The following is a 17,361-nucleotide window of genomic DNA, read 5'->3' as shown; positions in this document are numbered from 1 at the left end:
GCACCGGGACCGGGTCATCCGCCGGCGCCATCGGCCGGCAGGAACAGGGAAATCACGTCGTTGGCGAAGCGCAGGCCCGATTCGCTGGGCACGACCCGCGCGCCGTCCCGGCACAGCCATCCGTGCGCGATTGCGCGACCCAGCGGCTCGTCGATGGCCACCTGCGACAGCCCGGTGCGGGCCTCGAAATGGTCGAGCGCGAAGCCCTCGCGCAGGCGCAGGGCGTTCAGCATGAACTCGAACGGCCGCTGCTCCGGCGCGATGAACGCATCCGCGCCGATCGCGGCCGGGGTGCCGGCGTGGACCAGATAGGTCGCGGGGTGCTTGTGCTTCCACCGTCGCAGCACCCGGTCCCGGCCCTCATCCGGGATGCTTTCTTCCGGCGTGCGGCCAGCGTCGCTCGCCGGCAGGCTGATCTTGCCGTGCGCGCCCGCACCGATCCCGAGGTAATCGCCGAACCGCCAGTAGTTGAGGTTGTGCGCGCACTGCCGGCCGGGGCGCGCGTAGGCGCTGATCTCGTACTGTGCGTAGCCCGCGTCGGCGAGCATCGCTTGGCAGTGTTCCTGGATGTCCCAGGCCGCGTCGTCGTCGGGAATGCCACCCGGCGGACGCGCTGCGAACACCGTGTTCGGCTCCAGGGTCAGCTGGTAGTGGCTGATATGCGCGGGCTGCAGCGCGAACGCGCGTTCGAGATCGCGTCCGGCCATCGCCAGCGTCTGCTCCGGCAGCGCGTACATCAGATCCAGATTGAGGTTGTCGAAGCCCGCGTCCTGCGCGAGTTTCACCGCCGCCTCGGCCTGGGCGCTGTCGTGGATCCGGCCGAGCCGCTGCAGGCAGCCATCGTCGAAACTCTGGATGCCGAACGACAGCCGGTTCACGCCGGCCTTGCGGTAATCCTCGAAACGACCGTGTTCGGCGGTACCGGGATTGGTTTCCAGCGTGATCTCGGCACCGGGCGCGAACCGCAGCCGCGCGCTGGCCGCCTGCAGGAAGCGATCGACCGCCGCCGCCGGAAACAGGCTCGGCGTACCGCCGCCGAAGAACACGGTCTGCACCGTGCGGCCCCAGACCAGCGGCAGATCGTGGTCGAGATCGGCGATCAGCGCATCGACGTAGGCATCGAACGGCGGCGTGCCGCGGGTCTCGTGGGAATTGAAATCGCAGTACGGGCATTTGCGCACGCACCAGGGCAGATGCACGTACAGCGCGAGCGGCGGCAGGCTCAACATCAGGCGCGATGTACCGCAGCGAGGAGTTTGTCGCGCAGCAGCGCCAGCGCACGACCGCGATGGCTGATGCGGTTCTTGAACGCGGCATCCAGTTCGGCCGCGCCCATGCCGCGACCGTGGCCGAAGACATCCGGATCGAAGAACACCGGGTCGTAACCGAAACCGCCCTCGCCGCGCGGCGCGGACAGGATGCGGCCTTCCCACACGCCTTCGGCGATCAGCGGCTGCGGGTCCTCGGCGTGGCGCAGCAGCGCGAGCACGCAGACGAAACGCGCATTACGCCGCTGTTCCGGCACATCGCGCAGCGCATCAAGCAGTTTGGCGATGTTCGCGCCGGCATCGCCGTGGGTACCGGCATAACGTGCGCTGTAGAGTCCGGGCGCACCGTCGAGCGCGTCGACGCAAAGGCCGGAATCGTCGCCCAGCGCCGGCAATCCGGTCGCACGCGCGGCATGGCGCGCCTTGAGGATCGCGTTCTCGACGAAGGTGAGGCCGGTTTCGTCCGCATCCTCCACGCCGAATTCCGACTGCGCATGCAGATCGATGCCGGCATTGCCGAGCAGATCGCGCAGTTCCGCGAGTTTGCCTGCGTTGCCGCTGGCCAGCACCAGTTTCATCCCTTGAGTTCCAGCAGATCCCAGCGATTGCCGTACAGATCCTCGAACACCGCGACGATGCCGTAGTCCTCTTCGCGCGGCGATTCGACGAAGCGCACGCCCTTGGCGAGCATCGCCGCGTGATCGCGGCGGAAGTCGTCGGTGTGCAGGAAGAATCCGACGCGCCCGCCGGTCTGGTCGCCGATCCGCGCGCGCTGCGCATCGTTCGACGCCTGCGCCAGCAGGATCGCGGTTTCGGCACCGGCCGGCGCCACGACCACCCAGCGTTTCGGCGGCTGGCCGGGTGCCGCTTCGCGCGGGGCGTCTTCGCGCAGCTCGAAGCCGAGCACACCGGTGTAGTACGCGATCGCGCGGTCGTAGTCGTCGACGACCAGCGCGAAACAGGCGATGTGCCGCTTCATCGGCGTGAAACCCGGCTCACCGCGCGATCAACCCGCCAGCGCAGCGCGCTGTGCGGCGAACAGTTCGGCGATGCCGCGCTCGGCCAGGCCCAGCAATGCATCCAGCTCGTCGCGGCGGAACGCATGGCCTTCGGCGGTGCCCTGCAGTTCGATGAAACCGCCGCCATCGTTCATCACCACGTTCATGTCGGTATCGCAATCGCTGTCTTCGGCGTAGTCCAGGTCCAGCACCGGCACGCCGCGATAGATGCCGACCGAGACCGCGGCGACCGCGCCGTGGATCGGATCCTTGGCGATGTCCTTGCGCTTCTGCAGAAAGCGCACCGCATCCACCAGCGCGACGTAGGCGCCGGTGATCGCTGCGGTACGGGTGCCGCCGTCGGCCTGCAGCACGTCGCAATCGAGGGTGATGGTGCGTTCGCCCAAGGCGCCGCGATCGACGCAGGCGCGCAGCGAGCGACCGATCAGTCGCTGGATTTCCAGCGTGCGTCCGCCCTGCTTGCCGCGCGCGGCCTCGCGGTCGCTGCGGGTGTGGGTGGCGCGCGGCAGCATGCCGTATTCGGCGGTGATCCAACCCTCGCCCTTGCCGCGCATGAAGCCCGGCACCTTGTTGTCGACGCTGGCGGTGCACAGCACGCGGGTATCGCCGAAGGAGACCAGCACCGAACCCTCGGCGTGGCGGGTGTATGCGCGCTCGATCTTGACGGGACGCAGTTGTTCGGGCGTGCGGCCACTGGGACGGACGATGCTCATTCGAAGGGTGGCCTGCTGGAAAGCGCGGCAGTTTAGCATCGGCGCCGTCCACGGCCTCTGCAAACCCCCTCGAACCTGCTTGGACAACCCGTTTCGACGCGCTTGAGTGGGCGCAAAACGCCCGAAGCCGCGATGCGCGAGACTGACAGCCTGTCGCCGCACCGCGCTGGCCCGTGGGTTTCGCGGATAATGCCCACGGACCGCTGCGGGTTTCGCAGACAAGACCACGCCTGTTCACCCACGGCGGGGAAAACCCTGATGAGGAGCAACGAATGATCCGCAGCATGACCGCTTTCGCCGCCGGCGAACGCAATACGCCGTGGGGCGCGCTGAGCTGCGAAGTACGCGCCGTCAATCATCGTTTTCTCGAACTCGGGGTGCGTCTGCCCGACGAACTGCGGGCGGTGGAGCCGTCGATCCGCGAGCGCGTCGCCAAGCTCGTCTCGCGCGGCAAGGTCGACCTCGGCATGCGCCTGCGCAACGGCGATCACGACGAGACGCTGCAGCTGAATCCGGCGCGGGTGTCGCATCTCGCCGCGCTCGGGCGCAATCTGCACGAACATTTCCCGACGCTGCGCGTGGAAATGACCGAATTGCTGAAATTTCCCGGCGTGCTGCAGACCCAGACCGGCGATCCGGCGGCACTGCACGCCGAGGCACTGTCGCTGCTCGATGAAGTGCTGGATCAATTCGTCGAAGCCCGCGCCCGCGAAGGCGCGAATCTGTCGGCGAACATCCTCGATCGGGTCGACGCGATCGCCCGCCACGCCGCCGATGCGCGCACGCTGATGCCCGCGATCCGCGCCGGCCAGAAGCAGAAACTGGTGAACCGCCTCGCCGATCTGCCGCAGCCGCTGGATCCTGGCCGTTTCGAGCAGGAGCTGGTGATGGCGCTGCAGAAGCTGGATGTCGACGAAGAACTCGACCGCCTCGACAGCCACATCGCCGAACTGCGCCGGGTGCTGGGCCAGAAGGAGGCCGTGGGTCGCCGGCTCGACTTCCTGCTGCAGGAATTCAACCGCGAAGCCAATACCTTCGGATCGAAATCCGTGGATGCGCGGACCTCGGCGCTGGCGGTGGAGCTGAAGGTGCTGATCGACCAGATCCGCGAACAATCGCAGAACATCGAATGATCCCTTGCATGACTTGCGACCGGAGATGAGGCATGCTGCCGCGACTTCGGCTCACGTCTCCGGCCAGTCAACTCCCATGCGCGGAACCCTTTTCATCGTCGCGGCACCTTCGGGTGCGGGCAAGTCCAGTATCGTCAACGCCTGCCTGGCGCGCGATCCGAACATCGCCCTGTCGATCTCGTTCACCTCGCGCGCGGCGCGCCCGGGGGAACGCCACGCCCAGCATTACCACTTCATCGGCGCGGACGAATTCCAGCGCATGATCGACGCCGGCGACTTCTTCGAGCATGCGCTGGTGCATGGCGACTTCAAGGGCACCGCGCGGCAGTCCGTGGAACCGCAGCTGGCCGCCGGTCGCGACGTACTGCTCGAGATCGATTGGCAGGGCGCGCGCCAGGTCCGCGAGAAAGTGCCGGACGCGGTCGGCATCTTCATCCTGCCGCCATCGCGCGAAGCGCTGGAAGAGCGCATGCGCAAGCGCGGGCAGGACAGCGAAGACACCATCGCGCGCCGCCTCGCCGCCGCGCGCGAGGAGATGTCGCACTACCACGAGTTCGATTACGTGATCGTCAACGAAATCTTCGACACCGCGGTCGCGGAGATGTGTTCGATCTTCACCGCCAGCCGCCTGCGCCGCGAGGCACAGACGAAACGTCATGCGGGAATGATCGAAGGGCTGTTGCGCTGAGCGGCGCACACGAAGCAGGCGGTTTACGGTACGGATGAAAAACGGGCCATCGATGGATGGCCCGTTGGCGTATCTGCAACATCGAAACGCGAGCGATCAAACCGTCTTGCCGCGCGTCTGGCTGTCCAGCGTCGGCGCTTCTTCCGATGGCGCTTTCTGCGTCGACGATGACGGTTGCAAGGGCTGCGCCATCCTGGTGCTCTGATCGACGGTCTGGCTCACCGCCTGCCCGTAGTCGATGTAGGAGTTCTTCGCCGCCGCGCTCGTCGGATCGCCCTGCACCGCCACCAGGAAATTCTGACCGCTCGGCGCCGTCGTACGGCTGATGTGATCGATGCTCTGCAAGCCCGTCGCCTTGGCGTCCACCGCCACGGCAGCGGCTGCTTTTTCCATCTCCTCGCGCGACTTGAAGCCACCGCTCGGCCCCAGTTGCTCCAGATTCGAGAGCGCCTGTTGATACAGCTTGTTGTCCGGATGCGCGGCATTCGAGATCAGCGGCTTGTCGGTGGCGTTGGTCGTCGGCGCCTGCTCCTGGTATTTGCGCACGGCCTCTTCGGTCCTGTCGCCGAAATTGCCGCTCGGCGGCGTCTTCGCGGGTTCGGTCGAAGGCTGCTTGCCGGCATTGCCCCCCTGGCCAGGCGTCGTCTGCTCCTGGTATCCGCGCACGGCCTGTTCGGTCCTCTCGGCGACATTGCCGGTCGTCGCTGCCTGCTTCTGGCCCGGATGGATCCCGAGTGCGGTCAGCGTGTCCTTGCCCGCCTTGCCGTCCACTTCCAGGCCTTTCTGCTCCTGGAATTTGCGTACCGCCGCATCGGTCATGTCGCCGAAGTTGCCGGTCGTCGGCAGGGGTTTGCCCTCCGCATCGCGGATACCGGCCTTGTTGAGCGCTTCCTGCAGGTGTTTCACGCCTTCGCCGCGCTCGCCCTTGAGCAGCAGCGTGTCGTTGATGCCGCCGCCCTGGCTTGGCGTCGGCCGCGCATCGGTCTGCGCGGGCGGCGTCTGGCCCTGATCGAGCGCACGGTGGAAGCTCAAACGCTGGTTGTAGTAATCGACCGCCTTATCGACGGTGTAGCCCTGCTGCACCTGTCCGTACGGCGAACCCGGCAGCGACGCCCATTCCTTCCCGCCGTTGTGGATCGCAGTGCGGATATCGCCGTTCTGCAGCGGCTCGACCACGTCGCGGTATTTCATCTTCGCGACCGCGATGCGGTCCTGGCTCTCCGGCGAAAAATCGTCGATCTTCGAGTCGTAGCGCTTGCGCATGTCGTCCACGTCGACCTGCTTCATCTGGTAGCGGCCGACGTTGTACTGCAGTTCGTCGCGCGGGAACGTACCGTTGTTGGCGACCGCCGACTCGGGCATGGTGCCCATGCTGCCCGGCACGCCATTGCGGTCGCGATAACCCGCCGGAGAACCATCCGCATTGAGCGAATGACCCGGGCGCACCTCTTTCCATGCGACCAGATCGAGATAGGCGCGCACTTCGGGCGTCTGCTGCGCAAGAAAACCGCTGGCCGCGAAATGCGATGGTGCCGATGACTGCATCGGCGCCGGTTTCGAAGCGGGCGACTGCACCTGCCCGCCCTGCGACATGACTTGATTCAAGCCATCGCGATTGCGGGTGATGTCGTGCATGTAATCGTAGTTGCTGGTGCCGTTGCTGTCCGCGTACACGCGACCGCCGGTGGCTGCGGCCACGGCGCCGCCGTAACCGGAGATATGCCGCGCCTTGAGGAACCCGGCGACTTTTTCCGGCGAATCGTCGGCATCCAGCACGCCTTCCTTGACCGCGCGCTGATAGGTCTTGTCGCAGTTGGTCTTGAACGCGCGATCCTGCAGGTCGTCGGAGGCCTTGTACTTCTCCAGACTCAGGCCGTTGTTCCAGTTCGACGGATTTTCGAGGAACTTCGTCATGCCTCCGGCCTGCGCCCAGGCCCATTCGTTCTTGTAGCCCGCCATCGACGCCTTGAGTTTGTCGGCATCGACGTAGCCGGCATCCGCCAACCAGCCGGCACCGGCCTGATAGCGGCCGACATAGCCCTGCTTGTTGGTGACGGCAAGATCCCCGCCATGACTTTCCGTCAGCACGGTGGACGCGATCAGGCGTCGGGTCATCGCAGCATCCAGGCCGGCGATGTTGCCTTGGTCGTAATGATTGGCAGTGGCCACTGCTTTCTGTCGGATATCAGCCATCAGTTCGCTCCTCTATGGATATCGACGGTGGAGGGTCGCGCACAGCCGTTTATGGCTGGGCCGCATGACATTGCATTGCCGCAATCCTTTGTTCGGGCTTTGTCCTGTAGAACACGAAAGTGGTGGATCCGGGGCCGGACGGGCCGGCGTCCTCATCGATGAAGGCTTCGACGTGGGCGAGCGTGGCAGCGCCGATCACGATGCGATAGAACGTGTTGTTGCCGGAGTTTTCGGCCTGCGTTCCGAAATCCAGCGCGCAACGATCGGCTTCCGGCATGAGCGTCGCGCCTGCGGGGAACTGCTGGCGGAGAATGTTCTCGTAGTCGTCGCTCGGATAGAACTTGACCACCGCGACCTCGTTCACCCGATCGGCGTCGCCGCTGAGGGTGACGCCCGATTCGCCTTCGTTGCCGCGACGCACGCCGGCATCGGCACCGACGTTTCCATCAGGCAGGTCGGTCTCGCCGAATCCCGCGAGCGTCAGCGTGCCGGAGCGCGAGTACCGTGCGCCGGGATCGGCCACTTCGGGCGTTTCGATGGGTTGGGGATCCCGCCACGCAACGCCCGCGATGCCGTCGTAGGACTGCCAGCGCGTACCGTCTTCAGTGGCGAACAGAGCCAACAACTCATTCAACACGGTCATGCGATGTTCCCCCTGGACTGATCCCTGGCCGCCCTGTGCCGGCGCAGCCGCTTCCGGCACGGACGCGCGCTCCACCGGGGGCGCGTGCTGTTCGGCCTTGCAGGCGGCGATCGCCAGCATGCCGGACAGCGCAAGCATTCTCATCATATTCGACACGACGCCCTGCTCCTCTGGATTCGATTGCGATGCCCGCATGCAGCACGGCCCATGCTCCGCAAAGCCGACCGACCCAGCGGAACGGCGCCGGAACGCGATGCGCCCCGGCGCCGGGAATCTAACCCCATGAACGGCCCCCCTACAACCGATTATCGGACACCGGCCACGACCTTGTTCGGCTCCTGCTGCGGCTGGTCGGTCTGCTGGGCCGCCTGCACGGCGGGCTTCTGCGCCTCGGCCATGCCGGTGCTCTGCGCAACCGTCTGATTCACCGCCTGGCCGTAATCGATATAGGAATTCTTCGCCGCCGGACTCGTCGGATCGCCCTGCACCGCGACCAGGAAATTCTGGCCGTTCGGCGCGGACGTACGACTGACGTGATCGATGCTCTGAAGGCCGGTGGCCTTGGCATCCGCCGCCACCGCAGCGGCGGCCTTCTCCATTTCTTCGCGCGATTTGAATCCGCCGCTCGGCCCCAATTGCTCCAGATTCGACATCGCCTGCTGATACAGCTTGTTGTCCGGATGGTTGGGATTGGAGAGCAGTGGCTTGTCGGTTTGCGTCGGTTGATCCGTCGGCTTGGTCTGATCTACCGGCTTTGCCTGATCGGTCGGCTTGGTCTGGTCCGCAGGCTTGGTCTGGTCCGTCGGCAGCTTCGCCTCACGGGTTTCCACCACGATGATCTCGCCCATCTTCACCAGCGTCGCCTTGTCCGCGACGCCGGTCTCCGGAAGCCCATTGGCCTTCTGGTAGGCCCCGACGGCGGCTTTCGTGCCGTCGCCGTAAACGCCATCGACCGCCAGCGGCTTGCCGTCCGTGCCCTTGTAGCCCGCATCGGCCAGCGACTGCTGCAGATTGCGCACATCGGGGCCGCGCTCGCCGGGCTGCAGCACGTCGTCCTTCATCGCGAACCGGGTCATGCCGCGGTCCGCCATCTTGAGCGTCGCGGCATCGGCGACGCCGGTGGGATTCAGGCCGTTTTCGCGCTGGAATTGTTCCACCGCATCCTTGGTGTTCTTCCCGTACTTGCCGTCCTCGCCGAGCTTGCGATCAGCCGCATCGGTATAACCGAGCGTGTTCAACTGCTTCTGCAAGCGCTCCACCTCCGGACCCTTGTCGCCCGACGACAATTTTCCGTCGGCCATCGCGGAGCCCTGCGAGTTCGGGTTCTGGGTTTGTCCCGGGAGCGTCAGGTACTTGCGCGGATCGACCGCGACACCGTTCTCGCGGGTCTCGAAATGCAGATGGGTGTCGCCTTGCTTGGGCGTATTGCCGCTGCGGCCCATGGTGCCGATGACCGTGTTTTCCGTGACATCCTGCCCCAACTGCACCTTGATCTTGTCCAGATGCATGTAGGTCGTGGTCAGGCCGCCGCCGTGATCGATCGTGATCATGTTGCCGGCATCGCCGTTGTTGGGCTTCACCGCGATCACCTTGCCCGGCCGCATCGATTCGATCGGATCGCCGACCTTGCCGACGATGTCGATGCCGCCGTGCCTGTGATCGCCGCGCGGCGTGCCGAATTCGCCCTCGCCTTCGCGTGGCTTGTCGGCCTTGTTGATGGTGTAGTTGCCCGGCGCCGGCCAGTTGGGATCGCCTTTTTGGGAAGCACCCGGGGTTGGTTGCGACGGCGTGTTGTCCGGCGTCGGTGTTTGTCCGGCCATGGTGCGCGCCTCTGTGGCGTATTTCTCGTAACGGTCCATGTGCTGGCCCATCACGCTGTAGGATTCCGCAAGCGTCCGGCTGCCATCTCCGTACAGCGACGGATTACCGCTGATGACTTTCGCCGACAGCACCTGATCCGCGCGTTGACTGGGGTTCTCGCGCATCGCGTTGAGGAATTTGGTCGCGTCTTCGCTACCCAGATTGTGGAAGGCGTAGACATTGGCATCCGCATCGGGACCTCCCAGCTTCGCGCCCTTGGCGACGTTTTCGCGCGTGAACTCGGCGAGCATCGCCGCCTGCAATTGGGGATTGTCGCGGATGGCGGGAGCGTTGGCCTGTTCCCTGGTCATCTGGGCGGCATCCGGAATGCCGTATTTCTCGCCGTACTTCTGGACCATTTCGGTCCAGGTGCCGTTGAGGAACTGGCCATACCCGTATGCCGACGAGATGGCCTTGGTGCCGTCGAACTGCGTGACTTTGTTCTTGTCCGGATCGCTCGAAACCGGCTTCGCATGGGAATTGAAGCCCGACTCGAACCCGGAAATCTTGACCATGATGTCGGGATCGACGCCCGCCGTTCTCGCGGCATCGACCAGTACTTGCTTCGATGCATCCCAACGCTGATCCAATTTATCGTTTCCTGCCATGTCGCTTCCCCTCGGGTAGGTGTCGGTGTCTGTTGAAGATCAAAAATCGCCAATCGTTCCATATGCCCATTTGTTGCGGTCGAATCCGACGATGCGCTCACCGGCCTGCTTGCCGGATGCCGATTTTTCCACCTTCAGCGGAAAGACATCCATATCCGGATCGCTATCGACGACCGTGACCGTGTACCGCACGTCTTGCGCCTCTTCGCGTATTTCTGGAATCGCGCTGAGGTTCTTGAAACTGCCATCATGCGGCGCGACGATCTCGTGGTTGGAGACCACGACGCCCTGCCACATGCCGCCACTGGTGAACATCCAGCCGTAATAGCCGCGCCCCAATCTGACTAGCCTGGCATCCTCGCAACCGCATGCGCCCGCCGTGCCGAAGTCCATGGCTTTCGACGCGGACTCCAGCGTCCATCCGCCGTCGGAAGCGACCGATACCTTGAATGCGCCCATGAGGCCGGGGTCCACCGATCCATACGCATAGCGCAGATCGTCGTTGATATCGCTTGCGCTGCTGGCGATGAAGTAGAACGAATTCCCGTTTTCGCCATCGGCCCACTGCGCGGGATGGGATCGCATGCAGTATCCGGTCTCGCCGTCCGCGGACTTGCGCGAAAACGACCAGCAATCATGTTTCTCGTCGTAGCCGTCCGGATACTGCTCACGCATCACGTCGGCAACGATGCGCGCGGCATCGGCCTTGGCGGCATCGGGAGTCCTGGCTGCGGGCGGCCGGGTGGCGGGCGGGACCGCTGCGGACGCGGCGGCTTGCGGCGCCGAGGCGACGATCGCCGCCTCGGGAGCGGACGGCTTGCAGGCGGTGGTCAGCGCCGCGACAGCGAGCAACAGGACAAGGGAAGCATGTTGCGACATCGGTTCAAAACTCCTGATATGGAAAATCCGGACACGCGACCGTGCGGGAAGGCGAAACTTCGGAAGGCCTTGCGGCGGTTCCCGCGGTTCGATCGCCCGCACCATCGAAGCATGGAGGAGACCCGCAGCGGTCGGCGGACACAGAACCCCGGAGGAAGCCCTGGCAGACCAGCCGCATGACGGGTCTGCGCTCAGCAGGCTTCGACGATGGAGGGATCGCGGTCCGCGCCCATCGACACCTTCCCGAGGGCATGTGCGACTCGCGTCCGCTGCCGATCCGTCCACGGCGCCCCAAGCGCCTGGACTGGACGGCAACAGGGGAGCCCGGTCCGCATCGACTGCGTCTGGCGGGGGGCGCCAGAACGCATGGCGGCACCGGCCCGAACGGAGATCGGGCGCAGGGACGGGGAGGTGTGGGCGAAAAAGGGGTGCGTGAGGCCCGGAAGGCGCTGCGCGCAGCAAGCGGTCACGGCGGAAGCGCCGTAAGCAGCATGGCCGGAAGACGTATGGCCACGAACAGCATGGCCGGAAATGGAATGGCCTTGGAGATCGCCGACGACTTCTGCCGTTGCGGACCCTCCTGTGCCTACGGACAGGGTCCGCGGGCGTTCGGCAGTGGCCACTGCCTTCAGTCTCGTATCAGCCATGACAGCTTCCTCGTTGGATACGACTGGTGGATAGAGTTGTGGGTATTGCGGTGGAGCGGGTAGAACCGCCGTTGGGGGCTCGGCCACTGTATATCACGACCTTCACGCGACTGTCGCGGGCCCCGGGCAGGTCACCGGGCGCCTGTCGGACCGGGCCGGTGCGTTAAAATCCCGGTTTCGACCGCCCTAGGATCCCTCGATGCTCCTCCTCTCGACCCGCGCCATCGTCACCGGCGGCGTTTCCGGCCTCGGCCTCGCCGTCGCCCGACATCTCGTGGCCCGGGGCGGCAGGGTCGCACTGTTCGATCTCAACGACGACAAGGGCACCGCCGCCGTCGCCGAACTCGGCGAAGCCAACGCCCGATACTTCCGCACCGATGTCAGCGACGAAGCCGGCGTGGTCGCGAATGTCGACGCGGCGAACGCCTTTCTCGGCGGCCTCAATGTCGCGATCAACTGCGCCGGCATCCTCGGCGCGGGCCGCGTGCTCGGCAAGGACGGGGCGATGCCGCTGTCGCAGTTCCAGACCACGGTGATGGTGAATCTGGTCGGCAGCTTCAACGTCGCCAAGGCCGCTGCTGCGGTGATGCAGCACAACGCACCCGGCAGCGATGGCGAGCGCGGGGTGATCGTCAACACCGCCTCGGTCGCCGCCTACGAAGGACAGATCGGCCAGGCCGCGTATTCCGCCAGCAAGGGTGGCGTGGTCGCGATGACGCTGCCGATGGCGCGCGAACTCGCCCGCTTCGGGATCCGCGTCATGACCGTGGCGCCGGGAATTTTCTGGACGCCGATGGTCGACGGCATGCCGGAGTCGGTGCAGCAGTCGCTGTCGGCTTCGATTCCGTTTCCATCGCGGCTCGGCAAACCGGAAGAATTCGCGGATCTCGTCGCATACATCCTCGGCAACCCTTATCTGAATGGCGAAACCATCCGCCTCGATGGCGCGACGCGGCTGGCGCCGAAATAACCCGCGCGCAGGGCGGGCCCTGGCCCGCCGTTACGACATCTTCCGATCACAACAGGCAATGATCGAAGCTGATTCGATCGATCATCGAATCGCACGACGCATCAATCTCAATGACGGGCTTGAGCCCGCCCTACACGGAATCCATGGCAATGAAGGCTTACGACATCAAGAAAGGCAATGTGGTCGAACACAACGGCACCGTGTACCAGGTCCGCGATATCGAGCGCAGCTCGCCGCAGGGTCGCGGCGGCAACGTGAAATTCCGTTTCACGATGTACAGCGTGCCCGGCGGCAACAAATTCGACCTCAGCCTCGGCGGCGACGACGATCTCAAGGAAGTCGAGTTGGCGCGTCGCCAGGCCACGTATTCCTACAAGGACGGCGATGCGTTCGTCTTCCTCGACGACGAGGACTACACCCCGTACATGCTCGATGCCGATGTCGTCGGCGATGGCGCCGGCTACATCACCGATGGCCTCACCGGTTGCTACGTGCAGGTGATCGACGATTCGCCCGTCGCGCTGCAGTTGCCGCAGAGCGTGATCCTGGAAGTGATCGAAACGCCGCCGGAACTCAAGGGTGGTACCGCGACCAAGCGCCCGAAGCCGGCGAAGCTCAACACCGGCATCGAAATCCAGGTGCCGGAGTACATCACCAACGGCGAGAAGGTGTGGGTCAACACCACCACCGGCGAATTCGGCGGTCGCGCGGAATAATGCCGTTGAAGCGGAATCCGCTCGCCGCGTTTTTCGTATGCGCGCTGGCCGTCTGCGCGCTGGGTGGCTGCGCCGCCCGGCCGTTCGCGGCGTTCGAGGACCCGCGACCCGAAGGGCGCCTGAGCCTGGCCGAGCGTTCGCGGTGCGAAGTGCCGGACGCGCCGAGCGATCAACCGAACTGGTGCGACTACCCGCACGAGGTCCGCGCATTCCTCGACCGACGCGAAGGCTGCGATCATTTCCGCGGCGAACCCGTCCCGGAACCCGCCGACGACCCGGGCGCAGAACGCCGCCGCCAGATCGAAACGGCGCTGCGCGAACTGTGCACGGGCAGCGATGCCGAACTGCTGCGGCTGCGCACCCGCTACCGCGACGATACCGCCGTCAGCGCTGCGCTTGGCGCGCTCGACAGCGACATCGAATGACCGGCACGCTCAGCGGCACGCCACCCATTTCGCGCGCATCCGCGCGATCGACGGATCGAGGCCCGCATCGTCGAGCAGATCAGCGATCCCGCGCCATGCCAGAGCATGCGATTCGTCGCTGACCGCAAAACCCTCGCTGCCGGTCGCGCGCACCACGTAACGCACGTCGTAATGCCAATGCCCGGGTACCTCGCCGCGTTCGGGAATCCAGTGCCGGTCCAGATCGAAGATCTGCGGCAGCACCACCAGATCGCTCAGCCCCGACTCCTCCTCCGCCTCGCGCAATGCCACCGCCGCCAGATCGCGGTCGCCATCCGCATGGCCGCCGAGCTGCAGCCAGCGATCGAGTTTGCGGTGATGGGTCATCAACAGACGTTCGCCGCCCCCATCGACCAGCCAGGCCGAAGCGGTGAAATGCCCGGCCAAACGCGCGCGCACGAAGGGGTCATCGGCATCGTCCAGCAGCGCCAGGAACATCGTGCCGACGCCGTCCTCCTGCGGCCACGCGCGATCGTAGGCGGCGAAAGCCGCCGCAAGCGAAGGGTTGCTGGAAGCGAAACGGTTCATGCTGCGGCGCACCATCGGCAGGTCGATGTGGATTATCGCCCGCCGCACGTGCCGACGCCGAGATCGTGCGTCCCCGCCCGAAACCGAACTTGTGCCACGACGGCTGGCCGGGTATGGTCGCCCAGTTACCGTGCCGGCATCCACCGTCGGCGACATTCGCAAGCCTTTCCGGGGAGTTTTCAATGCTGTTCCAGCGCAAGAAGCCACTCGATCTGATTCTGGCGACCGCCGAAAAGCGATCGCTGAAGCGCCAGCTCGGCGCGTTCGACCTGACCATGCTGGGTGTCGGCGCCGTGATCGGCACCGGTATCTTCGTCCTCACCGCCGTCGCCGCCAACAAGGCCGGCCCCGGCATGATGTATTCGTTCGTGATCGCCGGCATCGTCTGCGCGTTGACCGCGCTGATCTATTCGGAAATCGCGGCGATGGTGCCGGTCTCCGGCTCCGCCTACACGTATTCGTACGCGGTCCTCGGCGAACTCATCGCATGGATGGTCGGCTGGGCGCTGATCCTCGAATATGCGGTCGCCGCAGGCGCGGTTTCGGTGGGATGGTCCGGTTACGCCAACGGCTTCCTCGCGTTCCACGGCATGGGACTGCCCGATTTCCTGACCGCCGGCCCGTTCTACACCGAGCACGTCGACGGCGTCACGTCCGTGCACATGGTCGACGGCGTGACCCACAAGGGCGGCTTCAACCTCATCGCCTTCATGCTCGCGCTGCTGGTCACTTGGCTGCTCGTGATGGGCACATCCAAATCGGCCAAAGTCACTGCGGTCCTGGTGATGATCAAGATCGTGGCCCTGGCCGCGTTCATCGCACTGGCCTTCCCGGCGGTGAACAGCGTCAACTTCACGCCGATGCTGCCCAATGGCTGGGGCACGCCGCTGTCGGGCGTGGGTGTGCTCGGGGCAGCGGCATCGATCTTCTTCGCTTACGTCGGCTTCGACGCGGTCTCCACCGCAGCCGAAGAGACCAAAAACCCGAATCGCAACATCCCGATCGGTTTGATCGGTTCGCTCGCCATCTGCACGGTCTTCTACCTGTTGGTGGCTTACGCGGCGGTCGGCGCGTTGGGTGCGCAGCCGGGCGGCCCACTGTCGATGTCGAAGGAACCGCTGGCGTTCGTGCTCCGCGAGATCGGCTGGCCGAGAATCGGCGATCTGGTCGCCGGCGCTGCCATCCTGGCGCTGCCGTCGGTGGTGCTGATGATGATGTTCGGCCAGACCCGCATCCTGTTCACGATGTCGCGCGACGGCCTGATGCCGGCGACGTTCTCGAAAGTGCATCCGAAGTACCACACACCGCACGTCGTCACCTGGATCACCGGCATCTTCGTGGCCTGCTTCGCTGCGGTGTTCCCGGTGGACATCCTGGCCGACATCTCCAATGCCGGCACGCTGTTCGCGTTCTTCATGGTGGCCGCGGGCGTGATGATCCTGCGCCGCACCGACCCGGCCCGCTTGCGTCCATTCCGCACGCCGCTGATCTGGATCGTCGGCCCGCTGGCGATGGGCGGCTGCGTGCTGCTGTTCTTCAGCCTGGGCTGGAACCCGACCATCAAGTTCTTCTGCATCTGGGCGGTGATCGGTCTGATCATCTACTTCATCTACGCCCGCAACCGCAGCCACATGGCACCGGGCAACGAATCCTTGCTGCATGGTGACGGCGAAAAGCTGCCGCCCGACCCGCTGGTGCGCGTAGGCCCCGATCCGGGCCCGTAATCCCGGAACTGATTCCGGGAACCGATTCCGGAACAGGTACTGAAACGAAAACGGCGCGGAATTCCGCGCCGTTTTTTTTCATGCCCGGGAACCGTGGGCGATCAGACTTTCTTCGCCCACGCGCTGCACCAGCCCTTGGAGACGACGCTGTTCTTCGGGAACAGGGTGCACGGGCCGGAAGCCGCGCCTTTCGCGCCCTTGAAGAAATTGCAGTTGGCGCAGTTGCTGCCGGCCTTGAAAGCGGCGTGCTTCACTTTCGTGGCGTCCTCTGCGTAACCCAGCGCCTTGGCGGTCGCGTCGGTCACGGCAAGCTTGGGCAGCGGCTTGGCAGCGGCGGCGGGCGCCGGGGCAGCGGCTTCGGCGCTGAGCGAGCGCAACGCGAGCGGGGCGCTGGCCGCGGCGACGACGGCGATGGTCAGGAAACGGCGACGGGACATATCTTGGGACATGGGGAAAACACCGTAGTTGTGGGAAAAGTGGAAACAATTATCGGGCCGCGGCGAGGTCGTCGACCTTGCGCTGGATCAAGCCGCAACCGTTCCGTTCAGCGTCCCAGAGGCGCGCATGCTATCAAGCGGTTTTTCCCGTCGTACGAACATGAATCATTCTCATTTCGACCGGGGACAGCGACGCCTTCCGCTACACTTCCCGCCATGAACATCGCCCTCTACGACACCGCACGGCTGCAGGTGCTGGCCGACGAACTCATCGCCAACATCCGCGAACTGGCCGTCGCCGGCTGGACGCCCGCCACCAGCAGCAATTTCTCCCAGCGCCTCGACGAGCGTCACGCCGCGATCACCGTCTCCGGCCGCGACAAGGGCCGCCTGACCCGCGACGACATCATGGTGGTCGACTTCGACGGCCGCGCCGTCGGCAGCGACCACCGGCCGTCCGCCGAAACCCTGCTCCACACCCAGCTCTATCGCCGGTTCCCGGAGATCGGCTGCGTGCTGCACACCCATTCGCACAACCAGACCGTGGCCTCGCGGCTGTACGGCGACGCCGGCAAGGTGCATCTGGAAGGCTACGAACTGCTGAAGGCGTTCGCCGGGAATACCACCCACGAGACCGAACTCGACCTGCCGGTGCTGCCGAACACCCAGGACATGCCGGCGTTGGCGGCGCAGGTCGAGACCCTGCTCGACGCCGGCCCGATGTGGGGCTATCTGATCGATGGCCACGGCCTGTACGCCTGGGGCCGGACGATGGCCGAAGCGCGGCGGCATCTGGACGCGTTCGAGTTCCTGCTGGGTTGCGAACTGGATCTGCTGCGACTGCGGCATTGATCCGGCGGCTTGATACGGA

General features: G+C 65.3%; 17 protein-coding genes. 7 read left to right on the top strand and 10 right to left on the bottom strand.

Features of this window, described 5'->3' with window-relative positions; all coding sequences use genetic code 11:
- Window positions 1–14 precede the first annotated feature (14 nt).
- The 4 genes from hemW to rph are packed head-to-tail and all read right to left on the bottom strand — an operon-like array spanning window position 15 to window position 3,000.
- Window positions 15–1,229: a radical SAM family heme chaperone HemW gene (hemW, locus tag HOP03_11440; GenBank protein ID NOT88784.1), complete on the bottom strand. Its 1,215-nt coding sequence runs from the start codon at window positions 1,227–1,229 to the stop codon at window positions 15–17.
- Window positions 1,229–1,846, bottom strand: a complete 618-nt coding sequence (rdgB, locus tag HOP03_11435) for an RdgB/HAM1 family non-canonical purine NTP pyrophosphatase (GenBank protein NOT88783.1) — start codon at window positions 1,844–1,846, stop codon at window positions 1,229–1,231. Before rdgB ends, hemW begins: the two co-directional genes overlap by 1 nt.
- Window positions 1,843–2,247, bottom strand: a complete 405-nt coding sequence (locus HOP03_11430; protein NOT88782.1) for a VOC family protein — start codon at window positions 2,245–2,247, stop codon at window positions 1,843–1,845. Before HOP03_11430 ends, rdgB begins: the two co-directional genes overlap by 4 nt.
- Window positions 2,248–2,274: 27 nt before the next feature.
- Window positions 2,275–3,000: a ribonuclease PH gene (gene rph / locus HOP03_11425; protein ID NOT88781.1), complete on the bottom strand. Its 726-nt coding sequence runs from the start codon at window positions 2,998–3,000 to the stop codon at window positions 2,275–2,277.
- 272 nt (window positions 3,001–3,272) lie between these two features.
- Between rph and HOP03_11420 the strand changes: the two genes are divergently transcribed.
- Together HOP03_11420 and gmk are read left to right on the top strand one after the other, a co-directional pair.
- Window positions 3,273–4,133, top strand: a complete 861-nt coding sequence (locus HOP03_11420) for a YicC family protein (protein ID NOT88780.1) — start codon at window positions 3,273–3,275, stop codon at window positions 4,131–4,133.
- Window positions 4,134–4,209: 76 nt separating this feature from the next.
- Window positions 4,210–4,821 carry a guanylate kinase gene (gmk, locus tag HOP03_11415; GenBank protein NOT88779.1) on the top strand — a complete coding sequence of 204 codons (612 nt, stop codon included), beginning with the start codon at window positions 4,210–4,212 and terminating at the stop codon, window positions 4,819–4,821.
- 96 nt (window positions 4,822–4,917) lie between these two features.
- On the opposite strand, the gene HOP03_11410 is transcribed toward gmk, so the two are convergent.
- From HOP03_11410 to HOP03_11395, 4 genes are all read right to left on the bottom strand, one after another.
- A complete protein-coding gene (locus HOP03_11410) occupies window positions 4,918–7,014 on the bottom strand; it encodes a hypothetical protein (protein NOT88778.1) in 2,097 nt (698 codons plus the stop codon).
- Between the two features lie 49 nt (window positions 7,015–7,063).
- On the bottom strand, window positions 7,064–7,468 hold the full coding sequence (locus tag HOP03_11405; protein ID NOT88777.1) for a hypothetical protein: 405 nt from the start codon (window positions 7,466–7,468) through the stop codon (window positions 7,064–7,066).
- A gap of 494 nt (window positions 7,469–7,962) precedes the next feature.
- Window positions 7,963–10,125 carry a peptidoglycan DD-metalloendopeptidase family protein gene (locus tag HOP03_11400; GenBank protein NOT88776.1) on the bottom strand — a complete coding sequence of 721 codons (2,163 nt, stop codon included), beginning with the start codon at window positions 10,123–10,125 and terminating at the stop codon, window positions 7,963–7,965.
- 39 nt (window positions 10,126–10,164) lie between these two features.
- Entirely contained in the window at window positions 10,165–11,109 is a 945-nt protein-coding gene (locus tag HOP03_11395; protein NOT88775.1) for a hypothetical protein, read from the bottom strand.
- 741 nt (window positions 11,110–11,850) lie between these two features.
- Here HOP03_11395 and HOP03_11390 point away from each other — a divergent pair.
- The 3 genes from HOP03_11390 (at window position 11,851) to HOP03_11380 (ending at window position 13,762) form a co-directional block, all read left to right on the top strand.
- Window positions 11,851–12,621: an SDR family NAD(P)-dependent oxidoreductase gene (locus HOP03_11390; protein NOT88774.1), complete on the top strand. Its 771-nt coding sequence runs from the start codon at window positions 11,851–11,853 to the stop codon at window positions 12,619–12,621.
- Window positions 12,622–12,770: 149 nt separating this feature from the next.
- Window positions 12,771–13,337 (top strand): elongation factor P-like protein YeiP, encoded by a 567-nt coding sequence (gene yeiP, locus HOP03_11385; protein ID NOT88773.1) that lies wholly within the window; start codon window positions 12,771–12,773, stop codon window positions 13,335–13,337.
- A gap of 5 nt (window positions 13,338–13,342) precedes the next feature.
- The gene (locus tag HOP03_11380; protein ID NOT88772.1) at window positions 13,343–13,762 is read left to right on the top strand and encodes a hypothetical protein; all 420 of its coding nucleotides are present in this window, start codon (window positions 13,343–13,345) and stop codon (window positions 13,760–13,762) included.
- 9 nt (window positions 13,763–13,771) lie between these two features.
- Here HOP03_11380 and HOP03_11375 read toward each other — a convergent pair whose 3' ends face one another.
- Window positions 13,772–14,329 (bottom strand): NUDIX hydrolase, encoded by a 558-nt coding sequence (locus HOP03_11375; GenBank protein NOT88771.1) that lies wholly within the window; start codon window positions 14,327–14,329, stop codon window positions 13,772–13,774.
- A 182-nt stretch (window positions 14,330–14,511) separates the two neighbouring features.
- Between HOP03_11375 and HOP03_11370 the strand changes: the two genes are divergently transcribed.
- A complete protein-coding gene (locus HOP03_11370; GenBank protein NOT88770.1) occupies window positions 14,512–16,053 on the top strand; it encodes an amino acid permease in 1,542 nt (513 codons plus the stop codon).
- 101 nt (window positions 16,054–16,154) lie between these two features.
- Here the strand turns inward: HOP03_11370 and HOP03_11365 are convergent, their stop codons facing one another.
- Window positions 16,155–16,502, bottom strand: a complete 348-nt coding sequence (locus HOP03_11365) for a High potential iron-sulfur protein (GenBank protein ID NOT88769.1) — start codon at window positions 16,500–16,502, stop codon at window positions 16,155–16,157.
- A 204-nt stretch (window positions 16,503–16,706) separates the two neighbouring features.
- Between HOP03_11365 and HOP03_11360 the strand changes: the two genes are divergently transcribed.
- A complete protein-coding gene (locus tag HOP03_11360; protein ID NOT88768.1) occupies window positions 16,707–17,342 on the top strand; it encodes a methylthioribulose 1-phosphate dehydratase in 636 nt (211 codons plus the stop codon).
- Window positions 17,343–17,361: the final 19 nt, after the last annotated feature.

The organism is Lysobacter sp., assembly GCA_013141175.1.
Lineage (GTDB): Bacteria > Pseudomonadota > Gammaproteobacteria > Xanthomonadales > Xanthomonadaceae > Lysobacter_I.
Note: the sequence above shows the minus strand (reverse complement) of the source record. Positions and strands in the feature narration are given on the sequence as shown.